Here is a 20,242-nt window from a genome sequence, read left to right as displayed (position 1 = left end):
ATAATTGCTGCCAACGGTCTTGCTAAACGACGGGCAAGGCCCTCGGCCGAAGGCTGACGTTTAGGTTTGGTTGGCAATTGTTTTTTCTTTTTCTATTAACTCTCTCAAATTATGTATAAAATTTAAAAACTTTAATCTTTTAGCGCAATCAGGGCAATATTTATCCTTTTCCAAATCCGGAGTAGTTAATTCCTGAACAAAGTTAAACTGATCAAATCCTAGTCTTTTATTATGATCGAATCCAAGATATTCAGAGCGGTAAGAGCCAAAGTCTAAAGTACAAAAATCACACAATTGAAGCCTTAATCCTTTATAGACATCATAAATCCTATAGATGTGGATTCCACTTTTAAAATGCTCTATTTCTATTGGTAAGTGCCCACAATCATGACAAGGAGCGCATTCTATAGCTTCAAGTTCTGAATAACAAAGTGGGCATTGTTCCTTTTTCATTTCTTAAATTTTTGTCAACGGCCGCGTGCATGAGGAGCCCGCAGCTTCAGCAAGGGTTACTTATGCATTGTGTTAGCCAACGTTTATTTATAGCTCTACTTCAATTTCTTTTACACCGTCATATGGTGGACCAAATCTTAACTTTGCTTTGGCACCCTTCATAAAGTCAGTGATTACTAATATTGGCTTTACTGCTTTAAATAGATTTTCAGCATTTGGACCATACATGTAGAGGAACCCATCGCTGTAATCTACTGCGATTTCGTGTCCATCATAATCCCCTACATTATTTTCGGTAATTACTTTTTCCAGTTTATCTTCCAATCCGTGTAAAGCTTCAAGTCCTTCTATTCCGTAATTGAAGTGGATTATGACAGCGTGCTCCGATTCATTATTTTTTAAATTTTCTTCTTGATTGCCTTTCTGTTTTCCGAACAACTTGTCAAACAATCCCATTTTTTTAATTTAAATGATGGCTAACGAACAAGGCTAAAAGACGCCTTGTCCAATTGGCTGGGGTTTGGTGTCTTTTAGGTGTAGTTAGGCGGGGTAGTTCTTTTTTTAGGTAAAGTAGCTGATTTTTTAAGAACTACCCTTTATAGTAGGAAAAATTTACCGCTTTCCCCTTCTTTAGGTTTCTCTGCTTTTTAAAGAGAAACAAACGTTTTCCTAAAAATGAAGAAATAAAACTAAAGGCGGGATGATTTCATTTAGGCGAGGCTAAGAGAAGTCACCCGCTCCTTTATTTTTATAAAACACCCATAAAGGGCTGGCCAAAAGAGGTAAAAACGGGGCTAAACTTTTTTTTAGCAGGCAATAAAAGCCATTTTTTATTCGTTTCAACCAGGTATTGTTATTTTAACAAGTACCAAAAACAGGTAAAATACCTTCCTTAAAAACGGTTTTAATCCGGTCTTTTTTCCTGTTTTTTCTTCTTTGACCTAGCTGTCAAAGACGGGTTGAAACTCCTAATTTTTTGCTTTTATGGCTATATTTCAGTTGTTTAGCCACTCCTTCCCAGCCCAAATTTTTCCTATTACGCCTTAACGGCCGCGTGTATGCCAAGCCCGCTGCGAAGCAGGGTTTGGTATACATTGTGTTGGGGCTCGTTATTCTTCCTTTTCTTTATTTTCAATCTGTTCACTTCCGAGCATATAAATATCAATATCAATTTCTGCTCCTATGTCCGCAATGATTTTTAACCTGTTATTTTTAAAGTGCAGTCCTGGATTACAACCATCATAGAGGTACTGTACTATTGAAAATTCAGACCGACATTTAGATGTTATTTTTTTTATATTCTCTTGCCTTGGTTGAAAAACCTTGTCTATATAGTTATCTATTAGGTCGCCAATCCAAACGTCTTTTTCTACTATAGTAATTTGATGTTCCCAGAAATTCCATTTCCAAGTCTTTTTAACTCTCTTGTTTTCTGGTCCAATGTAATATTCCTGACCTTTCAAGGCTGTCCTAGTCGGTTCGAGGCCAAGTTCTTTTGTCAACTCATCTGGTGGACAGTCAAAGTCAAAAAACTTTAATGAAACTTTATGTGTATCAATTTCTATCATTTTTAATGTGCCCCAACGTTCTGGGCTTTGCGGTGGCGTAGCTACCGTAAAGGTGTTGTTGTGGTATCGTTATTTTTCCTTTTTAGCTATCTCTGTTTCAGAGTTATCAAAGTAAAGAATGAATATCAAGTAGTTTTCAAGTTCTACTCCTTGTTCAGATTTCTCTCTTAAGAACCTAAATTTTTCTATTCCTTCTTCTATTAACCTTAGGTTATTAGGTAGAGCTTCAAACTGCTCAAGACATTCCTGTTTAGTTCTTTCACAGTAACTTAACCAACTTTCACCTGCTAGTTTTTCTTTCGTATCATACTTGTGCCAGTACAGTTCACACGTTCCATCAGGAAACATAAACTGAACTTGTCCACCTACTACTCCAAGTCCAGCTTTTACAGCGTAGTCTACAACTTCTTTAAAATCTTTTCTTTTCCAGCCATATTCGTGACTGTTTAAAGTTGACTTATTTATGATTTCGGAAGGTAAATATTTTTGTTCTTCTGTCATTTTAATGTACCACAACTAGCAGATATACGGAGTCGTTCCGGTTATCGGCACTATGTATGGAGTAGGTATACTTGCTTAAATGAGGCTTGTAATAGCTTTTTTAGCGGTGTTAGCTACTCGGTTCATGCTAGAAGTAATATATAGAAAATTCACCAATTATCTTGCCAGTCACTCATTTTTGTTTCCAGAGCAGCTCCGGACTGGGCTACATTCTCTTATTTGCCTTTATAGCTGCCTATGATATTGCTTTTTCTCAGCGGGCGAAAAGGCCTTCGCGGCAAAAATGGAGGCCCCAATTAGGTATTGATCACCCTTCTCAAGAGGCTTATCCGTATTAATAAGCGTTTATAAACGGATATAAACGTTTATAACACGGCTAAATAGCCCTTGGAAGGATGGATTTAGAAAGTACCCGGTTTACCTAATAACAGAAAAGTTGCAGAAAGCTATAATGCTTTATTTAGTACAGCTCCGTAGTTTTTGCCTGATGTTTTCTAATAATACGAAACCAGTCAAAATACCGGTGAGTGCATCCTCACCTGTTTACGAAGCCTTCTTCTAACATCCGTTTCAGTAGGAAGTAATTAATTCCATTACCATAATTAAAAATCGAACAATTAGATGTACGGAACTTTACACCCCTTCAAAAAACTCCTGGATGGCGGCGGAGGTAAGAGGCTACCTCGTGCAGCAAAAAAGTGTGGCCGGTTTTTAAAAGAATAAGTTGGCAGTTTTGAATTGAGCGGGCAAATACCTGCAATCTTTTGCCGGAAATAACCTGATCGTATTCCCCTAAAAACAAAATAAATTTTATTTGTTGGCTATTTAGTAAACGCACAATTTTGCGGATATCAAAAGTAAGGGTCCGAAAGCCCATCCAGCTTCGATAAACCCGCAATCTTTTTTGGGTACTATTCATTTGCCAAGCAGCAAATTTGGTCAATCCCGGATCAACTAACCGGGTACTGTCGAGCCAATTAATAAATTTAAAAAAACGGGCCGGTTGAATAACGGTGCGCTTAAATAAACCTTGTAACCAACCAGGGTAAGTAGCCACGTTATACCAAAAACTAGTGCTAATGCCATCGGGAGCAATAAGTAAAACCTGATCTATTTCATCCGAAAAGGCTTCTAATAAGGCTAAAGCAAATTTGCCGCCCATACTAAAAGCCATTAAGGAAAAACGGGTAATTTGTTGTTCTTCTAAAACCGGAAGAATGAGTTGTGCCAAAAACTCTTTTCGCAAAGGCGTATCCGTTTTGTGCAACACGCTTTGACCATGAAAAAATAAATCGAAAGCTATAATTTTTGCGAGCGGCAGGGCAGCCGACATATTGTAAAAATGCGAATGATCTTGACCATACCCGTGAAAAGCCAGCACAACCTGTTCGCCGCCGCCGTACACCCGGTAATGCAACTTTGACCTACCTATCTGAACAAACACGGGCGGGGTGAGTTAAAAGTTATGAGTTAGCTTCCTTCGTTGGTGCTCTTACCAATAATTGTAAAAACTGTGATCTATGGACTATGGTCTATATCACAATTTCGCCACTCCGCCGGAAACGATGAATTTCATTACCTCTGAACTGGGAAGATTCAGATGAACCACATTTGCGCGATTAACAATCCAAAGTTCGCCGGAAAAATTATACGAGTCCGGGAAATATACGGCCATTTTATCTTCGTGGTTAATTGCCGTAAGGCTATCGTGGGTAATAAACCCCATCCGGAAAGTTTCAGGTAAGTCGTTCATTTTAACCATTACCGGTTTATTAAATTTCTGATTATCGCCCACAAAGGCGTTAAATAAGTCTTTAATGGAAGAATAAATAATGCTAACAATGGGTACCCGGTTCAGAATTCTTTCGGTGATAATTAAAAAAGGACGCACCAAAAACGAGGAACTAATAAAACCTACCAAAGTAAGCAGCACCATCATTACCAGAATACCTAAACCCTGAATGCCTAAGTCAAAAAACTCATCTAACCACCGGATTATAGCCAAAATAATATAAACGGTAATACTTATGGGCGCCATAACCAGGAACCCGTTCAGGAAATAACGGAAGAAACGTTTCATTAGACGAGTACTTTGTTTGGGCCGGATGCAGAAGTTAAAAGGCCCAATTTAGATAAGAAGAAAAATTGTACCCGTTTATATAACCGGCACCAAGCTTTGGATTTTATCAGCTACTTGCTGCATCAGCCACATGGGGGTTGAGGTAGCGCCACAAATGCCCACCGAATTCGCCCCATCTATCCAGGCGGGATCTAGTTCATCGGCATTCTCCACGAAGTAACTTTTCGGATTAGTAGCCTGGCAAACGGCGAACAAAGCCTTGCCATTCGAACTTTTTTTACCGCTCACAAAAACAATTACGTCGTGCTCGGCGGAGAATTTAGTTAATTGCGGCTCCCGGTTAGAAACCTGCCGGCAAATGCTGTCGTTAGGATCAAAGTTGGCGAGGCTGCCACCGGCTTGCGCTATTTGCTGCTCAATGGCGGCTTTAATATGATAGAAGCCCTTGGTGCTTTTGGTAGTCTGGCTAAATAAGGTAACCGGTTTGGTAAAATCAATTTTAGCTAAATCCGCTTCAGAAGTTACAATTATTGCTTCATTCTGGGTTTGCCCCGCAATGCCTATTACTTCGGCGTGGCCTTGCTGTCCGTAAATAACAATTTGCCCACCCATAGCTTTACTGGAATCAAAGGCATGTTTTACCCGGTTTTGTAATTTTAGCACTACCGGGCAAGACGCATCAATCAGTTCCAGATTATTTTGCATGGCAATTTTATATGTTTCCGGCGGTTCGCCGTGGGCCCGGATCAGAACTTTACTATCGCGTAGTTCTTTCAATTGGTCCCGGTCAATAATGCGCAAACCTTTCTCGTACAACCGCTTTACTTCCATGCTATTATGAACAATATCGCCCAGACAGTATAATTCAGCGGAATTTTCCATTTCATCCTCCGCCATTTGAATGGCGAATTCCACTCCAAAACAGTATCCGGAATTTTTATCTATGGCGATGTTCATATCTTTTTGGTTGAGTAAGAATATTCTTAAATACTTAATTTAGGTTTTTCAGCATACAACAATTAATCCATTTTGATTCCATAATGTATATTGAAAACTACAACAGCTTTTAATTTCTGGTTCATCTTTTTAGCTAATATTCCTACTAAATACTCTAATATACCACCGTAATAATTTATAATATTTCTAATTTTTAGGCTGTACGAATTCTGCACTGCAAAACTTTTCGGCTACTTTGCGCAGCACAAAATCTACTTGTTCGTCAATGGTAAGGTAAGAGGTATCCAGCAAGGCCGCATCGGGCGCCTGAATTAACGGGCTTTCCTTGCGGGTAGAATCGATTAAGTCGCGCTTTTGCAGGTTTTCTATAATCGTATTTAAAGGAACCATTTCGTTTTTTTCGAGCAGTTCCCGCTGACGGCGTTTCGCCCGGGTAATTACGTCGGCGGTCATAAAAACTTTCACTTCGGCATCCGGAAATACGGCGGTACCAATATCGCGGCCATCCATTACTACTCCGCGGCGTTTACCCATTTTCTGTTGCTGGTGCACCAAGGCGTGGCGAACCTCAGGGATTACGCTTACTTCACTTACTTTGTCTGAAATGTACATTTTCCGAATTTCATCTTCCACGTTCAGGCCATTTAGAAAAACTTCATTGCGTAACGTTTTCGGATTGCGCTCAAAGGTAATATGGATATGTTCGAGAGCTTGCTGAATTTTCTTTGGATTGGTAAAATCAACGTAATTTTGAAGAAAATATAAGGTAACCGCCCGGTACATGGCGCCGGTATCAATATACGCGTATCCCATTTCTTTAGCCACCAGTTTGGCCGTAGTACTTTTTCCGCAAGAAGAGTGACCGTCAATGGCAATAACAATTTTTCTCATAAAAACCGGGTTGGTGGGCTAACAATCTTTCTTGGGGCAAGGCATGGATTTACCTACCCGATGGCTCCGTTTAAAGACTTTAGTTTTTTTCTGCTGCGGGGTTTGCCGGGTACAAGCCGTTCCGGAGCCCGCCAGCAGTAAACCTACTACCGCCAAGCTTAAAATTATCTTTTTCAAAACGACAAAAATTTCGTGCGAATATAGTGCAAATTGTACTTACGATTCGTAGTATACGTAAATTAATCGGAACCAGCTAAACCATGTCTTACCGGGAATTTAAAGTCAGCGGCCAGATCGTAGACGTATTACATAAACAGATTTTTAGTGGAACTATTGCGGTTACGAACGGTAAAATCACGCACATTTTTCGCGAACCCGTAGCCAGTCAACAGTATATTTTACCTGGTTTTATTGATGCCCACGTGCACATCGAGAGCTCCATGCTGGTTCCCAGTGAATTTGCCCGATTAGCAGTACCGCATGGAACAGTAGCTACCGTTTCGGACCCGCACGAAATTGCCAACGTGTTGGGAATAAAAGGGGTGGAATACATGATCGAGAATGGGCGAAAAGTGCCGTTTAAATTTTATTTCGGCGCCCCTTCCTGCGTGCCGGCAACGCCGTTCGAAACTGCGGGGGCCGAAATTACACCAGAAGACATTGAAGAATTATTTCAGAACCCCGAAGTAAAATACCTGGCCGAAATGATGAACTGGCCCGGGGTCTTGCAGCAAGACCCATTGGTAATGCAGAAAATTACTCTGGCTCAAAAGTTCGGAAAACAGGTGGATGGGCACGCTCCCGGCTTACGGGGTGAGCAGGCTCAACAATACGTCGCGGTCGGCATTAACACCGACCACGAATGTTTTACCGCCGATGAAGCCCGGGATAAGTTAGCGGCCGGAATGAAAATCCTCATAAGAGAAGGTAGTGCGGCTAAAAACTTTGAAGCTCTCATTGATTTATTACCCGAGTACCCCAATCATATAATGTTTTGCTCCGACGATAAACACCCGAATGATTTAGTGGAAGGCCACATTAATAACCTGGTAAAACGAGCTTTCGCTAAAAATATAGATGTATTTACCGTATTACAAGTTGCTTGTGTAAATCCGGTTCTGCACTACGGTTTGGAAGTGGGATTGTTACGCGAGCACGACCCGGCCGATTTCATTATTACGGATTCGCTTGGTGCTGATTTTACGGTTTTAGAAACGTTTATCAATGGGGAATTAGTAGCGGAACACGGCGTAACCAAACTAGAATATACGCCCAGCGAAATCGTAAATAACTTTAATACTCCGTTAAAATCAGCCGCCGATTTTCATTTTCCGGTAGATGGCCCGGTACAATTAAATGTAATAGAAACCTACGATGGCCAATTAATTACTGGTCGGGTAACGGCTCCGGCTCTGCTAACCTCCGAAAACAATGCCGTAGCCGATGTAGAAAGCGATATTTTAAAGATTGCCGTAGTAAATCGCTACCGGAACGAAAAACCCGCCATTGGCTTCATTAAAAATTTCCATTTAAAATCCGGGGCAATTGCCTCTTCGGTCGCCCACGACTCCCATAATATTATTGCCGTTGGTACCGACGATGCCAGTATTTGCAAAGCCGTAAATTTACTAATTGAGGTTCAGGGCGGAATTGCGGCCGTAAATGGCGGGGATTTAAAATTATTGCCGCTGCCGGTAGCCGGAATTATGTCGGCGGAAAATGGTTATGAAGTAGCGTTAGCCTATTCGGAGCTAGATGCCATGAGTAAAGAATTGGGCAGCACTCTACAATCTCCTTTCATGACCTTGTCGTTTATGGGTTTACTGGTTATTCCGGCATTAAAACTAAGCGATAAAGGGCTGTTCGATGGCGAGAAGTTCACCTTTGCTTCGGTTACCTTGCCCTCTTAACATTAAAGTTTATTTCTGAGCGGTATAACGCTCGGGGTAAATACTATTCCTTAAGCCGGAGCGCTTCGTAAAATTTCTTTTTAAGAACATTACAATAATTCTACTTCTCTACATATTTGTACTTGTCCCTTATGGATTACAATTTAACTAAGAAGATAGTAGGCTGCGTTTTTCTTATTTTAAGGTATAAAGTAACTCCTTATCTAATTTAAATTGGTCAGCATCTAAATTCAATAATCTTCGTTGCAAACGAATTTGTATAGTTAAAAATTTGAGCTTTTTATCTAACGGCAAGTTCTGCTGGGATATTTCTGAAATATAGGCCGTGTAACTCATTATTTCTTTTCTATTTAATTTTTCGATATCAACATTATCGAATATATGATCTAATAATCCTGGCATGTTACTATACTTTTCAGTCAAACTGAAAAGATTCAGTTTGACTGAAAATTACGCATATTAAGGATTTAAGACGCTTGTAAAACACGGAAAAACAATGCGGTAGATACGGATTTTCTATAAGTACTTACCAAAATATGCGTATTACGCACCATTATTTTATAAACAACAAGATTCTTCGGTTCATAAAATAAGATATACAAAACTCCCTTTTATGGATTCTTTACAAAATGAAACAGCCCTTGCCAAAGGTTCTAAGATTACGAGCCTCCATTCCTTGTACACTCTTGTTTAAGCTTACACGTTAACTATTCAATCAATCTTTGCCTGCAACTGCTACTTGGGGTGGGGCAGTTAACGTAGTTTGTTCTTTTTTGGCGTTGGCTTGTAATATTAAAATAACTGCGGGTAAAATAAATAAAGCGGCCAGTAACATTTGGAACGTAACGGCTTCGTTTGCGAACAACCAGCCCAATAATACTGCTACTAATGGGTTTACATACGCGTAGGTTGCCACGCGGCTGGGGGGCGCCACCCGAATAAGCCAACTATACGACGAAAACCCGATTAAAGAGCCAAATACAACTAAATAACAAAAAGCCAGAATAGATTTACCGGAAAAAGCCGCAAAGTTTAAGGCATTATACTCTCCTAAAAAAGCGCCAATTACTAATTGCAGCAAGCCACCGGTAATCATTTGAATGGCCGTAGACATAAGGGGAGCAGCTACATTTTTACCGCGGGCGGCGTACAAAGAGCCAAAAGCCCACGATACCGTACTGATAATGATTACCAACATACTAAAAACATCTATCTTCCCCTGACCCATTAAATTATCCGGACCAATTAAGGTAAGTACCCCTACCAAGCCTAAAATTAACCCAAGCACGGTTTTTATTCCTGGTTTTGGTTTCCCGAAAAACAAATAGCCCAGCAAAGTAATCCATAACGGTACCGTGGCAATAAGTAATGCTGCCATACTCGATGGTACCGCCTGTTCGGCCCAGGCAACTCCCCCATTTCCGAAAACGACCAGAAAAATTCCAATAATGGCGCTGGTTTTTGATTGCTTTAAACTTGGATTAGGAACGCTCTGTAAACGGGCAAACGTGTATAAAATAAGCCCGGCCAGTAAAAAGCGAGCACCCGACATTAATAAAGGAGGCATGGTTTCAATGGTAAACCGAATACCCAGAAAAGTAGATCCCCAGATAAGGTAAATGGCCGCAAAAGCCAGGTATATTTTTAATCGCGAAGGAGGAACAGTAACCGCCATAAATTTAAAATGGTAAAAAATCAAAATCGAGTAAACCGAATTACTCAAGACTATCTGCAAAGAGAAGTATTTTAAATTGCCGTAACAATCCCCGAAGTAGGTAGTTTTTAAGCAATAAAATGTAAACCAGGCAAATACTATTAGAAAAGAACACCCGAAATTAAGGATATTCCGGCTTAAAGGAATCAGGAAGGGGGAAAGTTTTGCCTTTTTTGAGGAAGCTTTGTTCAGAAATTAAATTTTTTACTCTTCCCTTTAGCTAACTTGAGTAAGATATTACTATCAAGCACTATTACTTCGGAAATTATTCTTGGATAGTAATAATGCAAAATGCTGCCTAAACCAGGCAGCATTTTGCATTATTACTTTAGTTAATTATTTATAGTATCCGCTTGGTACAAACGCGAAATGATGGCTGAATTCAATTAGCTCTTCCGTAATGGTGCGGGGCCGGTAGGTTGAAATTGCTTCTAAACGGCTATCCGGATTCAAAAATAAGGTTCGCGATTTACGATCCTGTAAAATAAACAGCATTTCTAAATCCGGGTAAATTTCTTTCATGGTATTTGCCAACTCATTAATGCTTAGATTTTTATCTACCAGGTTATAGGTTCCGGACGGAAAATCGTGCGTCAAAATATTGGCTAAATCCTGGCTAACCTTGTGAATATGGACAAAGGCTCGTTGTTGTTTACCGCTGCCTTGCAAGGTAATCCGGTTGGTAAAATGGGCATCGAACATAAACTTATTAATGACCGAATCAAACCGCAAACTGCGGCTATAGCCATACACATTACCGCACCGGATTATATACGTTTGCATGCGATCCGTTAACCGGGCAATCATTTTTTCGCCGTTATGCTTCGATAAACCGTAATAGGTGCGCGGTTGCGGTTCGGTGTTTTCGTCCATGGGCACGTTAGAGTCGCCGTAAACCGAAGCCGAACTAAGGTAAAAAACTTTTTTCACTTGGCTTTGCTCCAGCGCATAGCTCAATTCGGCGGTACCCCAATGGTTTACCTGTTCAAACAAATGCGGATCGTCGTTCGAAAAAGTGGTCAGTACTTTGGCGGCTAAATGATATACTACCTCTACCTCGTTAATTACCTTGCGTAGCTTATAAGAATCCAGAATGTCGCCCATTATAAACTTCACCCGGTTATCAGGCAAATGGTTACGCCCAATAAATAAATTAAAATTACGACGGCTCAGATTATCGTAAATAATTAATTCTTCTACTTCCGGGTTTTTCAGAAGCTCATGCGTGAGTTCGGTGCCGATATAACCGGCGCCGCCAGTAAGGAGTATTTTCATGTTTTATTTGGAGATTAATTGCGTATGTAAACCGCATTCGGTTTTATTCATGCCAAACCAGCGGCCATTGCGGTCGTCAAGCAAGGCATCTACGTCTATTTTGCGGGTGCAAGGTTCGCAACCAATGCTCACGTAGCCTTCGCCTTCGAGCGGATGTTTCGGTAGTTTATGCAGGCGAATGTAATCGTACACCATCTTGCTCGTCCAGCCGAGCATGGGGTGGTAACGCAGTACCCCATTGGGCGCTTTTTCTTCGCGTTTCATTTGGGCCCGCACTTTACTTTGGTCGCCCCGTACGCCACTAATCCACACGTCGTGGCTCGCTAAAATGGGCTCTAAAGGTTGTATTTTATTTAAGTAGCAGCAATAATCCGGGTCAGAAGTAAATAACAAACGACCGGAAGCATCCCGTTGCTGGTATTTAGGAACCGCCGAATATAAATCGGTAATATTTAGGCCTAGTAAATCTTTAACTTGTTGCCGGAAAGCTAAGGTTTCCGGAAAATGGTAACCTGTATTTAAAAAGTAAACGGGGGTTTCGGGGGCGACTTGGCTAATAATATGCAGCAGCGGCATACTATTCGTTTGCAGCGACGAAGAAGCAAATATTTTTAATCCACGGGCTTTATAGGCTTCTAAGTCCTGCCGGATATCCTCGGTTAATTGTTCAAATTGAGTCATTGTTTTAGTCCATAGTCCATGGTTTATAGACCACGGTTTTAGTTTATAGTCCACGGACGATAGTCCAAAGACCACAGTTTTAATTTTCAGTCCATAGTCCATAGACCGTAGTTTTATCTTTTAATACTTTCATTTAGTTAGTCGATAGTTCCTATTTAACCATCCATTGTTCATCGTCCAATTAATTAGTATCTTCTATGGTCTATTAAACGTGGACTATGGTCTATGAACTGTCGACTAACTAGTACTTTGCCATGGTTGGGTCGATTTCGTTCGCCCAGGCTAAAATGCCACCTTTTAAGTTGTACAAATTTTTAAAACCGTATTTCTTCTCGAGTGCGGCTATAGCTTTGGCACTACGGGCACCCGAGCGGCAATGCACCACCACATTTTTATCGGAGGCAATTTTATCAATAGCGGTTTCTACTTCGCCCAGTGGAATTAATTCGCCGTGTAAATTAGCAATTTCGTATTCGTAAGGTTCGCGTACATCTATCAACTGGAAATCGGTATGGTTGTCTTGCCAGGCTTGTAAATCGCTCACCGTAATCTCTTTTACTTTTTCTTTATCCTCTTCGTCTTCAGCGCCGATGCCGCAGAAAAACTCATAATCAATCAGCTCGGTTATGGGTGCGTTACTGGGGTCTTTGTGTACCTTAAGTACCCGGGTTTCGAAAGTAGCCGCATCAAATAAAAATAACCGGCCGGACAAAGGATCCCCTACTCCCGTTAATACTTTGATTACTTCGTTGGCTTGCAATGAACCAATAATACCAGGCAGCACCCCTAATACGCCACCTTCGGCGCAGCTTGGTACTAAACCGGGAGGCGGCGGGGTAGGAAATAAATCGCGGTAGTTAGGACCGGTTTTACCTTCGGCATCGGTGTAGTTAAACACCGATACCTGGCCTTCAAAACGGAAAATGGAGCCATAAACATTTGGTTTATTTAAAATAACGCAGGCATCGTTCACTAAATAACGGGTCGGGAAATTATCGGTACCATCAGCTACTAAATCATAATCTTTGATAATCTCAAGGGCATTTTCGGAAGTGAGGCGTTCGTTGTGCACCACAAAATTTACGTGCGGATTTAAGGCTTCTAAACGAGCTTTCGCCGCTTCTACTTTAGGTTTGCCTACATCGGCCACACTAAATAATACCTGGCGCTGCAGATTACTATCGTCGACAATATCAAAATCTAGGATGCCAATGGTGCCCACACCGGCGGCGGTTAAATACAACAATAAGGGGCTGCCTAACCCACCGGTTCCTACCACCAATACTTTGGCAGCTTTGAGGCGACGTTGCCCTTCTATATTAAATTCGGGTATAATTAAATGGCGGCTGTACCGCTCTAATTCTTGTTTACTGAAAGTTACCATTTTAGCAGGTATTAACTTTTATCTTTTTATGCCATTACTATCTGGCATTCTATTTAAAATATTTTTAGTTATCGTGGACTATTGACCATAAACTAGGTTCTAAACTCCACCCGCAATAGCCGGAATTATGCTGATAACCGAGTTAGCCTGCACCGTAGTTTGTTCGTTCTGAAGAGCTTTAATGTCTTCATCACCCAAGTATAACCGCACAAACTTACGAACCTGTCCGCTATCATCGAATAAATGTTTCTTTATGTCCGGATGGGTTTCCGCTAAGCTTTGCAGACTTTCCAGCACGGTAGAACCGTTGGTTTCAATGGTAGCCTGGTTGCCGGTAAATTTCCGGAGCGGAGTAGGAATAATTATTTTTGCCATTTTTTAGGTATTGCTAGTATAATTTTCAGGTTGTAAAATATTTTCTTCTTCAAACTGGTCGGCTTCGTTTAACTGCCAGGAAGTAATATCGGCTATTTTACCTTCCATAACCGATACAATAATGTAAGAGAAAAAAGGAACGGCTTGCTTTAAATCATGCTCAGATGGCCGGGCCGGATGATTAGGATGCGAATGATACACACCTAATAAGCTGGTATTATTTTCCAGTGCGTACCTCTCGGCCCGCATGTAGTCTTCCGGCGATATCTCGAACCGGCGACGCTTATCACCATCTTTGCTATTAATCACCGGAACCGCTTCCTGAATTAGTCGCACTTCCTTTTCCTCGCCGTACAGAAAACCGCAGCATTCATCCGGAAAAATTTCGGTAGCATGCTCTTGAATAATGCGTTGCGCGGCTTCGGTTAGTTGTAATCTCATTAATTTATTAGCTAAGCTTAATTTACCTTAAAAGTATTTAGTCTTATGTTCAGCACGTGGCTACTATTGTCTTAAATCTTAAAAAAGCGATTTCAACACTTCGCTGTACTTTTCGGCATTGTCCGGGAAAACCGTAACAATTACTCCTTCGTCAATACTTTCGGCTACTTTAATGGCCCCCGCTAAATTAGCGGCTGCCGATGGGCTAATTAACAAACCTTCGGTTTGCGCCACTTTTTGAATTAAATCAAATGCTTCGTACGTGTCGATGGCTAAATTTTGATTAGCCAGAGTACTATCGTAAATTTTAGGCACGCGAGCTGTTTCCAAATGTTTCCAACCTTCCAGGCCGTGCATGGCCGCATCAGGCTGCAACGAAATTAATTCAATCTCCGGGTTAAGTTCTTTTAACTTGCGGCTAGTGCCGGTAAAAGTGCCGGTAGTTCCTAAACCCGCCACAAAGTGCGTAATTTCTCCTTTGGTTTGCCGGAAAATTTCGTTCGCGGTGGTATGGTAATGGGCTTGCCAGTTGCTTTGGTTACCGTATTGGTCGGCATAGAAATAACGATCCGGATAATCCGAGAACAATTGTTTGGCTATTTCCTGAGCTTCGTCCGTGGAGCCGAAACGCGATGTATAAACAATATTCGCCCCGAAAGCTTTAAGCAAAGTTTTACGTTCGTCGGAGGCATTTTCGGGTAAGCAGATAGTTACCGGAATTTGAATAGCGGCTCCAATGGCGGCGTAAGCTATGGCCGTATTACCGCTCGAAGCATCTAATAAAGATTGACCCGGTTGTAAACGACCGCTTTTGACCGCATCCTGGATAATCCGGAAAGCCGGCCGAGCCTTTACGCTGCCGCCTAATTGCTGCCATTCCAGTTTGGCGTAAATTTTTACTCCCGGTTTGGCAAAGGCGCGGGTAATCGGGAACAAGGGCGTATTGCCGATAAATGAACTTAAATTAGTTAGTTGCTCTTGCAAATCAAGCGTTTCGGCGGTGAGAAGCATATTTATATAATTTTAAGTCTGAAATAAATTTTTAGTAAAAAGAAATAAAAAAAGCCTTTCCGGTTGCGGGAAAGGCTTGATAATATACGTATCCTAAAATCAACACGCAGGCGCATCAAGGCCTTCCCAGGGGCAAGCACAGCAACAGCAACACGCCGCAAAATTGAAAATTAGTTGTTTGTTCATTTTTTAATTCTTTTACCTATAAACAAAAAAAACCTTTCCTGGTTTCGGAAAGGCTTTAAATATTATTGCTATTTTAATTAATCCTTAAACAGCAAACCTTTCCGCAGGCACTAACCTAGCGCAACAGCAACAAGCAGCGGCATAAATACCAGTAAAAAGGTTGTTTTTTATTTTCATTTTTTAATTAATTGTGGCAAAGGTAAAAAACTATATCATAGCACAAAATATTTTCGAACAAATTTAATGCCGCGTTATCCTGAAAGTAGTAAACGAAACTTTTACTGCCAACTCGTACACAAAAAACTGCCATTTACCAGCGATGGCTTATTATATTGGAACGGCTCACCTGTAGGACTGGTTAACTGACCGCCCGCTTGTGCCAGAATGGCTTGTCCGGCGGCCGTGTCCCACTCCATGGTTGGGCCATGCCGGAAGTAAAGCTGCGCTTTTCCTTCGGCAATTAAACAGAATTTTAAGGAGGAGCCAATCCGGATTTCGGTGGCTACCGGAAATTGCTCTAAAAAAGTAATTTCTTCCGGAGTGCTGTGCGACCGGCTTTTTACCACCACCAATTTTTCTGTTTTACCGCTTACCTGAAGCTTTTCTTCTGCTTTAGTACCTGCTTGTTTGTAGGCTCCATTTTGCCCATCGGTGTAATAAAGTTCGTCGGTTACCGGAGCGTAAATAATACCAGCGATTGGTACATTGTTGACTATTAAGGCAATGTTGACCGTAAATTCTCCATTCCGGCCAATAAATTCTTTGGTACCATCCAGCGGATCAACGCACCAGTAAAATTCCCAGGTTCTGCGTTCTTCGTAGGGCACTAATTTACCCTCTTCCGATAATACGGGCACGCCAGGAGTTAGGGCCGCCAAACCCGCAGCAATTATATCATGGGCGGCTTGGTCGGCTTGCGTTAAGGGTGATTGATCGCTTTTTAAAGTTACCTGCGTAAAACTGGCTGGCTGATTATAAACCTGCATAATAGCCCGACCAGCTTCTTTGGCTAATTGCAGAAGTCCGGGTAATAAAGTAGGTAACGGGATAGGTAACATAAATTTTTAGTAAAGGACTTAGACAAAAATTATTATTTCCGGAGGCAATATAGAAAATTAGATAAACATAAAAGTCTACAGCTATTGCATCCACTCCATTCCTCCTGCCTACATACCTTCTATTTTGTTTGCTGATTCTTTTACCTGGCAGCAACTAATTTCCTTATTTTCCAACTTAAAAAGGAATAACTGTTATTTTATTTAAATACGACTTAATTTAGCCGCGAATTTTTCAAAACGAAACATGGCAGAAAACATTCACCCGATTTTCGACCAAACGCTTACCCGTACCAGTAAAGAAGAATTGCTCCGGCAGCGGGCACTTGTTATCTGGATGGTAGGATTATCTGGATCGGGTAAAAGTACTTTAGCGAAAGGTCTGGAATTTGCCCTGCACCAGCGCGGCCATCTTACCCAATTGCTCGATGGCGATAATTTACGCAGTGGCATTAATAACAATCTTGGTTTTTCCGAGGCCGATCGATTGGAAAATATTCGTCGGTCTGCTGAAACGGCTAAATTGTTTTTAAACGCCGGCTTAATAACCATTTGTTCGCTCATTAGTCCCACCGCCGAAATCCGGAATCTGGCAAAAAGTATTATCGGCGAACCGGATTATTATGAAGTGTACATTAATGCTCCCTTTGAAGTATGCGCGCAACGGGATGTAAAAGGTTTGTATAAAAAAGCTTTAAACGGGGAAATTAAAAACTTTACCGGTTTGGATGCCCCTTTCGAAGCGCCTACTAATCCAGCTCTGGAAATTAGAACCGACCAGCAAACCTACGAAGAAAGCCTGCAAAAGCTATTGGATGCTATTTTACCTCGCCTTACCTTTGGCGGCTTGAATTGAAGTTGAAAAGTTAGAAAGTTGAAAAGTTAGAAAGTTGAAAAGTTAAAAGATTGAAAGGTTATAGCCCTGCATCATTCCACAATTCAATCATTCAGCAGCTCAACAATTAAATCCGTGGACTAAAAACAATTCAGCAACATAACAATTAAACAATTATCACTGTGGTCTATCGGCCATGGACTATGGACTAAAAAATGTATTCGTATAAACTTAGTTATCTCAAACAGCTCGAAGCCGAATCCATTTTTGTGATTCGCGAAGCGGTAGCTCAATTTGAAAATCCGGTGCTATTGTTTTCGGGCGGCAAAGATTCTATTGTAATGGCGCACCTGGCGCGCAAAGCTTTTTGGCCCAGCAAACTACCTTTCCCGATGCTGCACGTAGATACCGGCCATAACTTTCCGGAAACCATTGAATTCCGCGATTACCTGGTAGATAAAATTGGGGCTCGCCTAATTGTGCGCACCGTTCAAGATTCTATTGACCAAGGTTTAGCCCAGGAAGAAAAAGGCCCGAACCCAAGCCGCAACGGTTTGCAAACCGTAACTTTACTAAGCGCCATTGAAGAATTTAAATTTGATGCGGCTTTTGGCGGCGCGCGGCGCGACGAAGAAAAAGCCCGCGCCAAAGAACGTTTCTTTTCGCACCGGGATGAGTTTGGCCAATGGGACCCCAAAAATCAACGCCCGGAGTTGTGGCACTTGTACAATGGCCGCAAAAATGTGGGCGAACATTTCCGGGTATTTCCGTTGAGTAACTGGACCGAATTGGATATTTGGCAATATATTGCTTCCGAAAATCTCGAAATTCCGAGTATTTACTTTTCGCACCAGCGCGAAATTGTGAACCGGAAAGGCGTTTTACTGGCGAAATCCGAATACATTTCCTTGCTGAAAGATGAACAGTACCAAGAACAAACCGTTCGCTTCCGGACGGTGGGTGATATGACTTGTACCGGAGCCGTTTTCTCGCCGGCCAACACCATTGAAGATATTATTGCTGAAGTAGCTGCTGCCCGCGTTACAGAACGTGCTGCCCGCGCCGACGACCAGCGGTCTGAAGCCGCTATGGAAGACCGCAAAAAGCAAGGGTATTTTTAGATTAGTCGATGGACCATAGTCCGCAGTCCACGGATTTAATTGTTGAGTTGCGGAATGGTTAATTTGTGAAATGATGGATGGTTATAAACTTCTAACCAAATAACATTTAAGCCTGTAACTTGCAACCTGAAACTTAAAATAACCTTCCAACTTTCTAACCTTTAAACTTGCAACTTGTAACCTGCAACTTGCAACTCATTAAAATGGAAATAAAAGAACAAAAACGCGATGCCGACTTGCTGCGGTTTATTACTTGCGGCAGCGTGGATGATGGTAAAAGTACCCTCATTGGTCGATTGCTTTACGATACCAAAACAATTTTTGAAGATCAGCTCCAAAACATTGAGCGCACCAGCCAAATGCGCGGCGAAGAGTACGTTAACCTGGCACTGCTCACGGATGGCTTGCGGGCCGAACGCGAGCAAGGCATTACCATTGATGTGGCTTACCGGTATTTTGCCACGCCTAAACGCAAGTTTATTATGGCCGATACTCCGGGGCATATTCAATACACCCGCAACATGGTTACCGGTGCATCTACCGCTAACCTGGCAGTGGTTTTAGTGGATGCCCGCAAAGGGGTTATTGAGCAAACCTGTCGCCATACATTTATCACTTCATTGCTGAAGATTGACCATATTATTTTGTGCGTGAATAAAATGGATTTGGTGGATTACAGTCAGGAAGTTTACGAAAAAATTAAAACGGATTTTCAAGATTTTATTTCCAGGTTAGATATTGCCGATGTGCGTTACGTGCCGGTAAGTGCCTTACAAGGGGATAATATCGTGAATAAATCTACGAAAATGCCATGGTACGAAGGCTCTACCTTGCTGTACATGCTCGAAAACGTACACTTAGGCAGCGATTTAAATCACGTAGATGCCCGTTTTCCGGTGCAATACGTGCTGCGACCCCAAAGCACCGAGTACCACGATTTCCGGGGCTATGCCGGCCGCGTGGAAGGGGGCGTATTTAAACCCGGTGACGAGGTATTGGTGCTGCCTTCCGGATTCACCAGTACGGTAAAAACCATTGAAACGTTTGACGGCCCCGTAGCAGAAGCTTTTGCCCCTATGTCGGTGGTAATAACGCTGACGGACGAAATTGATATTAGCCGGGGCGATATGCTGGTTAAACCTAACAATCAGCCGGAAGTAAGCCAGGATTTAGAAATAATGGTGTGCTGGATGAGCGAAAAGCCGCTGGCAAAAGGCAAAAAATACATTGTGCGCCACACGACCAAAGAAGCCAAGTGTTTAGTAAAAGATATCCGGTACAAAATGAATATTAATACTTTGCACAAGATTGAAGAAGACCTGAATATTGGCTTAAACGATATTGGCCGCATTACCTTACGCACCACTCTCCCGCTTTTTTATGACGATTACCGCAAAAATAGCGGTACGGGTAGTCTGATTTTAGTAGATGAGTTTACCAACGAAACCGTAGCGGCTGCTATAATCTTATAAGCTGATATTAACAGAATGCATACAAAAAGCGCCTGCACTTTCTAAGAGCAGGCGCTTTTTGCGTAAAGAAAATTTAATAAATAATACTAGATTTCACTATAAAAGTCGTATTTGGACAATTTATTTTAGGAGCCGGTTCCCAGCTCCAGGCATTGGAGCTGATGCAGTTTGAGAAGTAACCTGATTGCCTCATGGCCGGTGGCCTCGTTTGACTCTTCTGGGCGGGTTTAAGCTTCCTTTCCTCCTCACGTCGGAATGCCTGCGGCACCGGAACCTTAGAAGGCCCTTCCTAGCCAAACTGCTGTCGTTTCTTCTTGGCTATCTGATTCTAA

22 protein-coding genes are annotated in these 20,242 nt (G+C 41.8%); 4 read left to right on the top strand and 18 right to left on the bottom strand.

What is annotated here, in order from left to right:
• Window positions 1-60 precede the first annotated feature (60 nt).
• The 9 genes from AHMF7605_RS00515 to AHMF7605_RS29585 form a co-directional block, all read right to left on the bottom strand.
• The gene (locus tag AHMF7605_RS00515) at window positions 61-453 is read right to left on the bottom strand and encodes a hypothetical protein (protein ID WP_106925411.1); all 393 of its coding nucleotides are present in this window, start codon (window positions 451-453) and stop codon (window positions 61-63) included.
• Window positions 454-540: 87 nt separating this feature from the next.
• The gene (locus AHMF7605_RS00510) at window positions 541-909 is read right to left on the bottom strand and encodes a hypothetical protein (protein ID WP_106925409.1); all 369 of its coding nucleotides are present in this window, start codon (window positions 907-909) and stop codon (window positions 541-543) included.
• Window positions 910-1,562: 653 nt separating this feature from the next.
• Window positions 1,563-2,021, bottom strand: a complete 459-nt coding sequence (locus tag AHMF7605_RS00505) for a DUF4279 domain-containing protein (RefSeq protein WP_106925407.1) — start codon at window positions 2,019-2,021, stop codon at window positions 1,563-1,565.
• Window positions 2,022-2,090: 69 nt separating this feature from the next.
• Window positions 2,091-2,522 carry a hypothetical protein gene (locus AHMF7605_RS00500; protein WP_106925405.1) on the bottom strand — a complete coding sequence of 144 codons (432 nt, stop codon included), beginning with the start codon at window positions 2,520-2,522 and terminating at the stop codon, window positions 2,091-2,093.
• A 643-nt stretch (window positions 2,523-3,165) separates the two neighbouring features.
• Window positions 3,166-3,966, bottom strand: a complete 801-nt coding sequence (locus AHMF7605_RS00495; RefSeq protein ID WP_106925403.1) for an alpha/beta fold hydrolase — start codon at window positions 3,964-3,966, stop codon at window positions 3,166-3,168.
• A 93-nt stretch (window positions 3,967-4,059) separates the two neighbouring features.
• On the bottom strand, window positions 4,060-4,602 hold the full coding sequence (locus AHMF7605_RS00490; protein WP_106925401.1) for a DUF502 domain-containing protein: 543 nt from the start codon (window positions 4,600-4,602) through the stop codon (window positions 4,060-4,062).
• Window positions 4,603-4,677: 75 nt separating this feature from the next.
• Window positions 4,678-5,559, bottom strand: a complete 882-nt coding sequence (locus AHMF7605_RS00485; protein ID WP_106925399.1) for a 4-hydroxy-3-methylbut-2-enyl diphosphate reductase — start codon at window positions 5,557-5,559, stop codon at window positions 4,678-4,680.
• Window positions 5,560-5,745: 186 nt separating this feature from the next.
• Complete coding sequence (cmk, locus tag AHMF7605_RS00480) at window positions 5,746-6,450, bottom strand: (d)CMP kinase (RefSeq protein WP_106925397.1); 705 nt, start codon at window positions 6,448-6,450, stop codon at window positions 5,746-5,748.
• Window positions 6,451-6,468: 18 nt separating this feature from the next.
• Entirely contained in the window at window positions 6,469-6,627 is a 159-nt protein-coding gene (locus tag AHMF7605_RS29585; RefSeq protein ID WP_158267421.1) for a hypothetical protein, read from the bottom strand.
• 83 nt (window positions 6,628-6,710) lie between these two features.
• Between AHMF7605_RS29585 and ade the strand changes: the two genes are divergently transcribed.
• Window positions 6,711-8,360: an adenine deaminase gene (gene ade / locus AHMF7605_RS00475; RefSeq protein ID WP_106925395.1), complete on the top strand. Its 1,650-nt coding sequence runs from the start codon at window positions 6,711-6,713 to the stop codon at window positions 8,358-8,360.
• 174 nt (window positions 8,361-8,534) lie between these two features.
• On the opposite strand, the gene AHMF7605_RS00470 is transcribed toward ade, so the two are convergent.
• The 9 genes from AHMF7605_RS00470 to cysQ all read right to left on the bottom strand — a co-directional run bounded on the left by AHMF7605_RS00470 (window position 8,535) and on the right by cysQ (window position 16,485).
• The gene (locus AHMF7605_RS00470; RefSeq protein ID WP_106925393.1) at window positions 8,535-8,762 is read right to left on the bottom strand and encodes a hypothetical protein; all 228 of its coding nucleotides are present in this window, start codon (window positions 8,760-8,762) and stop codon (window positions 8,535-8,537) included.
• A gap of 313 nt (window positions 8,763-9,075) precedes the next feature.
• On the bottom strand, window positions 9,076-10,035 hold the full coding sequence (locus AHMF7605_RS00465; protein WP_146153476.1) for an EamA family transporter: 960 nt from the start codon (window positions 10,033-10,035) through the stop codon (window positions 9,076-9,078).
• A gap of 375 nt (window positions 10,036-10,410) precedes the next feature.
• Window positions 10,411-11,349, bottom strand: a complete 939-nt coding sequence (locus tag AHMF7605_RS00460; protein ID WP_106925389.1) for an NAD-dependent epimerase/dehydratase family protein — start codon at window positions 11,347-11,349, stop codon at window positions 10,411-10,413.
• A 3-nt stretch (window positions 11,350-11,352) separates the two neighbouring features.
• Window positions 11,353-12,030 carry a phosphoadenylyl-sulfate reductase gene (locus AHMF7605_RS00455; RefSeq protein WP_106925386.1) on the bottom strand — a complete coding sequence of 226 codons (678 nt, stop codon included), beginning with the start codon at window positions 12,028-12,030 and terminating at the stop codon, window positions 11,353-11,355.
• Window positions 12,031-12,271: 241 nt separating this feature from the next.
• Entirely contained in the window at window positions 12,272-13,414 is a 1,143-nt protein-coding gene (moeB, locus tag AHMF7605_RS00450) for a molybdopterin-synthase adenylyltransferase MoeB (protein ID WP_106925384.1), read from the bottom strand.
• Window positions 13,415-13,513: 99 nt separating this feature from the next.
• Entirely contained in the window at window positions 13,514-13,789 is a 276-nt protein-coding gene (locus tag AHMF7605_RS00445; protein ID WP_106925382.1) for a MoaD/ThiS family protein, read from the bottom strand.
• A gap of 3 nt (window positions 13,790-13,792) precedes the next feature.
• Window positions 13,793-14,230: a Mov34/MPN/PAD-1 family protein gene (locus tag AHMF7605_RS00440; RefSeq protein WP_106925380.1), complete on the bottom strand. Its 438-nt coding sequence runs from the start codon at window positions 14,228-14,230 to the stop codon at window positions 13,793-13,795.
• Between the two features lie 78 nt (window positions 14,231-14,308).
• Window positions 14,309-15,241 carry a PLP-dependent cysteine synthase family protein gene (locus AHMF7605_RS00435; RefSeq protein ID WP_106925378.1) on the bottom strand — a complete coding sequence of 311 codons (933 nt, stop codon included), beginning with the start codon at window positions 15,239-15,241 and terminating at the stop codon, window positions 14,309-14,311.
• 464 nt (window positions 15,242-15,705) lie between these two features.
• Entirely contained in the window at window positions 15,706-16,485 is a 780-nt protein-coding gene (gene cysQ / locus AHMF7605_RS00430; protein ID WP_106925376.1) for a 3'(2'),5'-bisphosphate nucleotidase CysQ, read from the bottom strand.
• Window positions 16,486-16,729: 244 nt separating this feature from the next.
• On the opposite strand from cysQ, the gene cysC reads away from it, so the two are divergent.
• The 3 genes from cysC to cysN all read left to right on the top strand — a co-directional run bounded on the left by cysC (window position 16,730) and on the right by cysN (window position 19,910).
• Window positions 16,730-17,338, top strand: coding sequence for an adenylyl-sulfate kinase (gene cysC / locus AHMF7605_RS00425; protein WP_106925374.1), 609 nt, complete (start codon window positions 16,730-16,732; stop codon window positions 17,336-17,338).
• Between the two features lie 194 nt (window positions 17,339-17,532).
• Entirely contained in the window at window positions 17,533-18,438 is a 906-nt protein-coding gene (gene cysD / locus AHMF7605_RS00420; protein WP_106925372.1) for a sulfate adenylyltransferase subunit CysD, read from the top strand.
• A 203-nt stretch (window positions 18,439-18,641) separates the two neighbouring features.
• On the top strand, window positions 18,642-19,910 hold the full coding sequence (gene cysN / locus AHMF7605_RS00415) for a sulfate adenylyltransferase subunit CysN (RefSeq protein WP_199200169.1): 1,269 nt from the start codon (window positions 18,642-18,644) through the stop codon (window positions 19,908-19,910).
• Window positions 19,911-20,242 lie beyond the last annotated feature (332 nt).

Origin of the sequence: Adhaeribacter arboris (assembly GCF_003023845.1) — a bacterium.
GTDB classification, from domain to species: domain Bacteria; phylum Bacteroidota; class Bacteroidia; order Cytophagales; family Hymenobacteraceae; genus Adhaeribacter; species Adhaeribacter arboris.
Note: the sequence above shows the minus strand (reverse complement) of the source record. Positions and strands in the feature narration are given on the sequence as shown.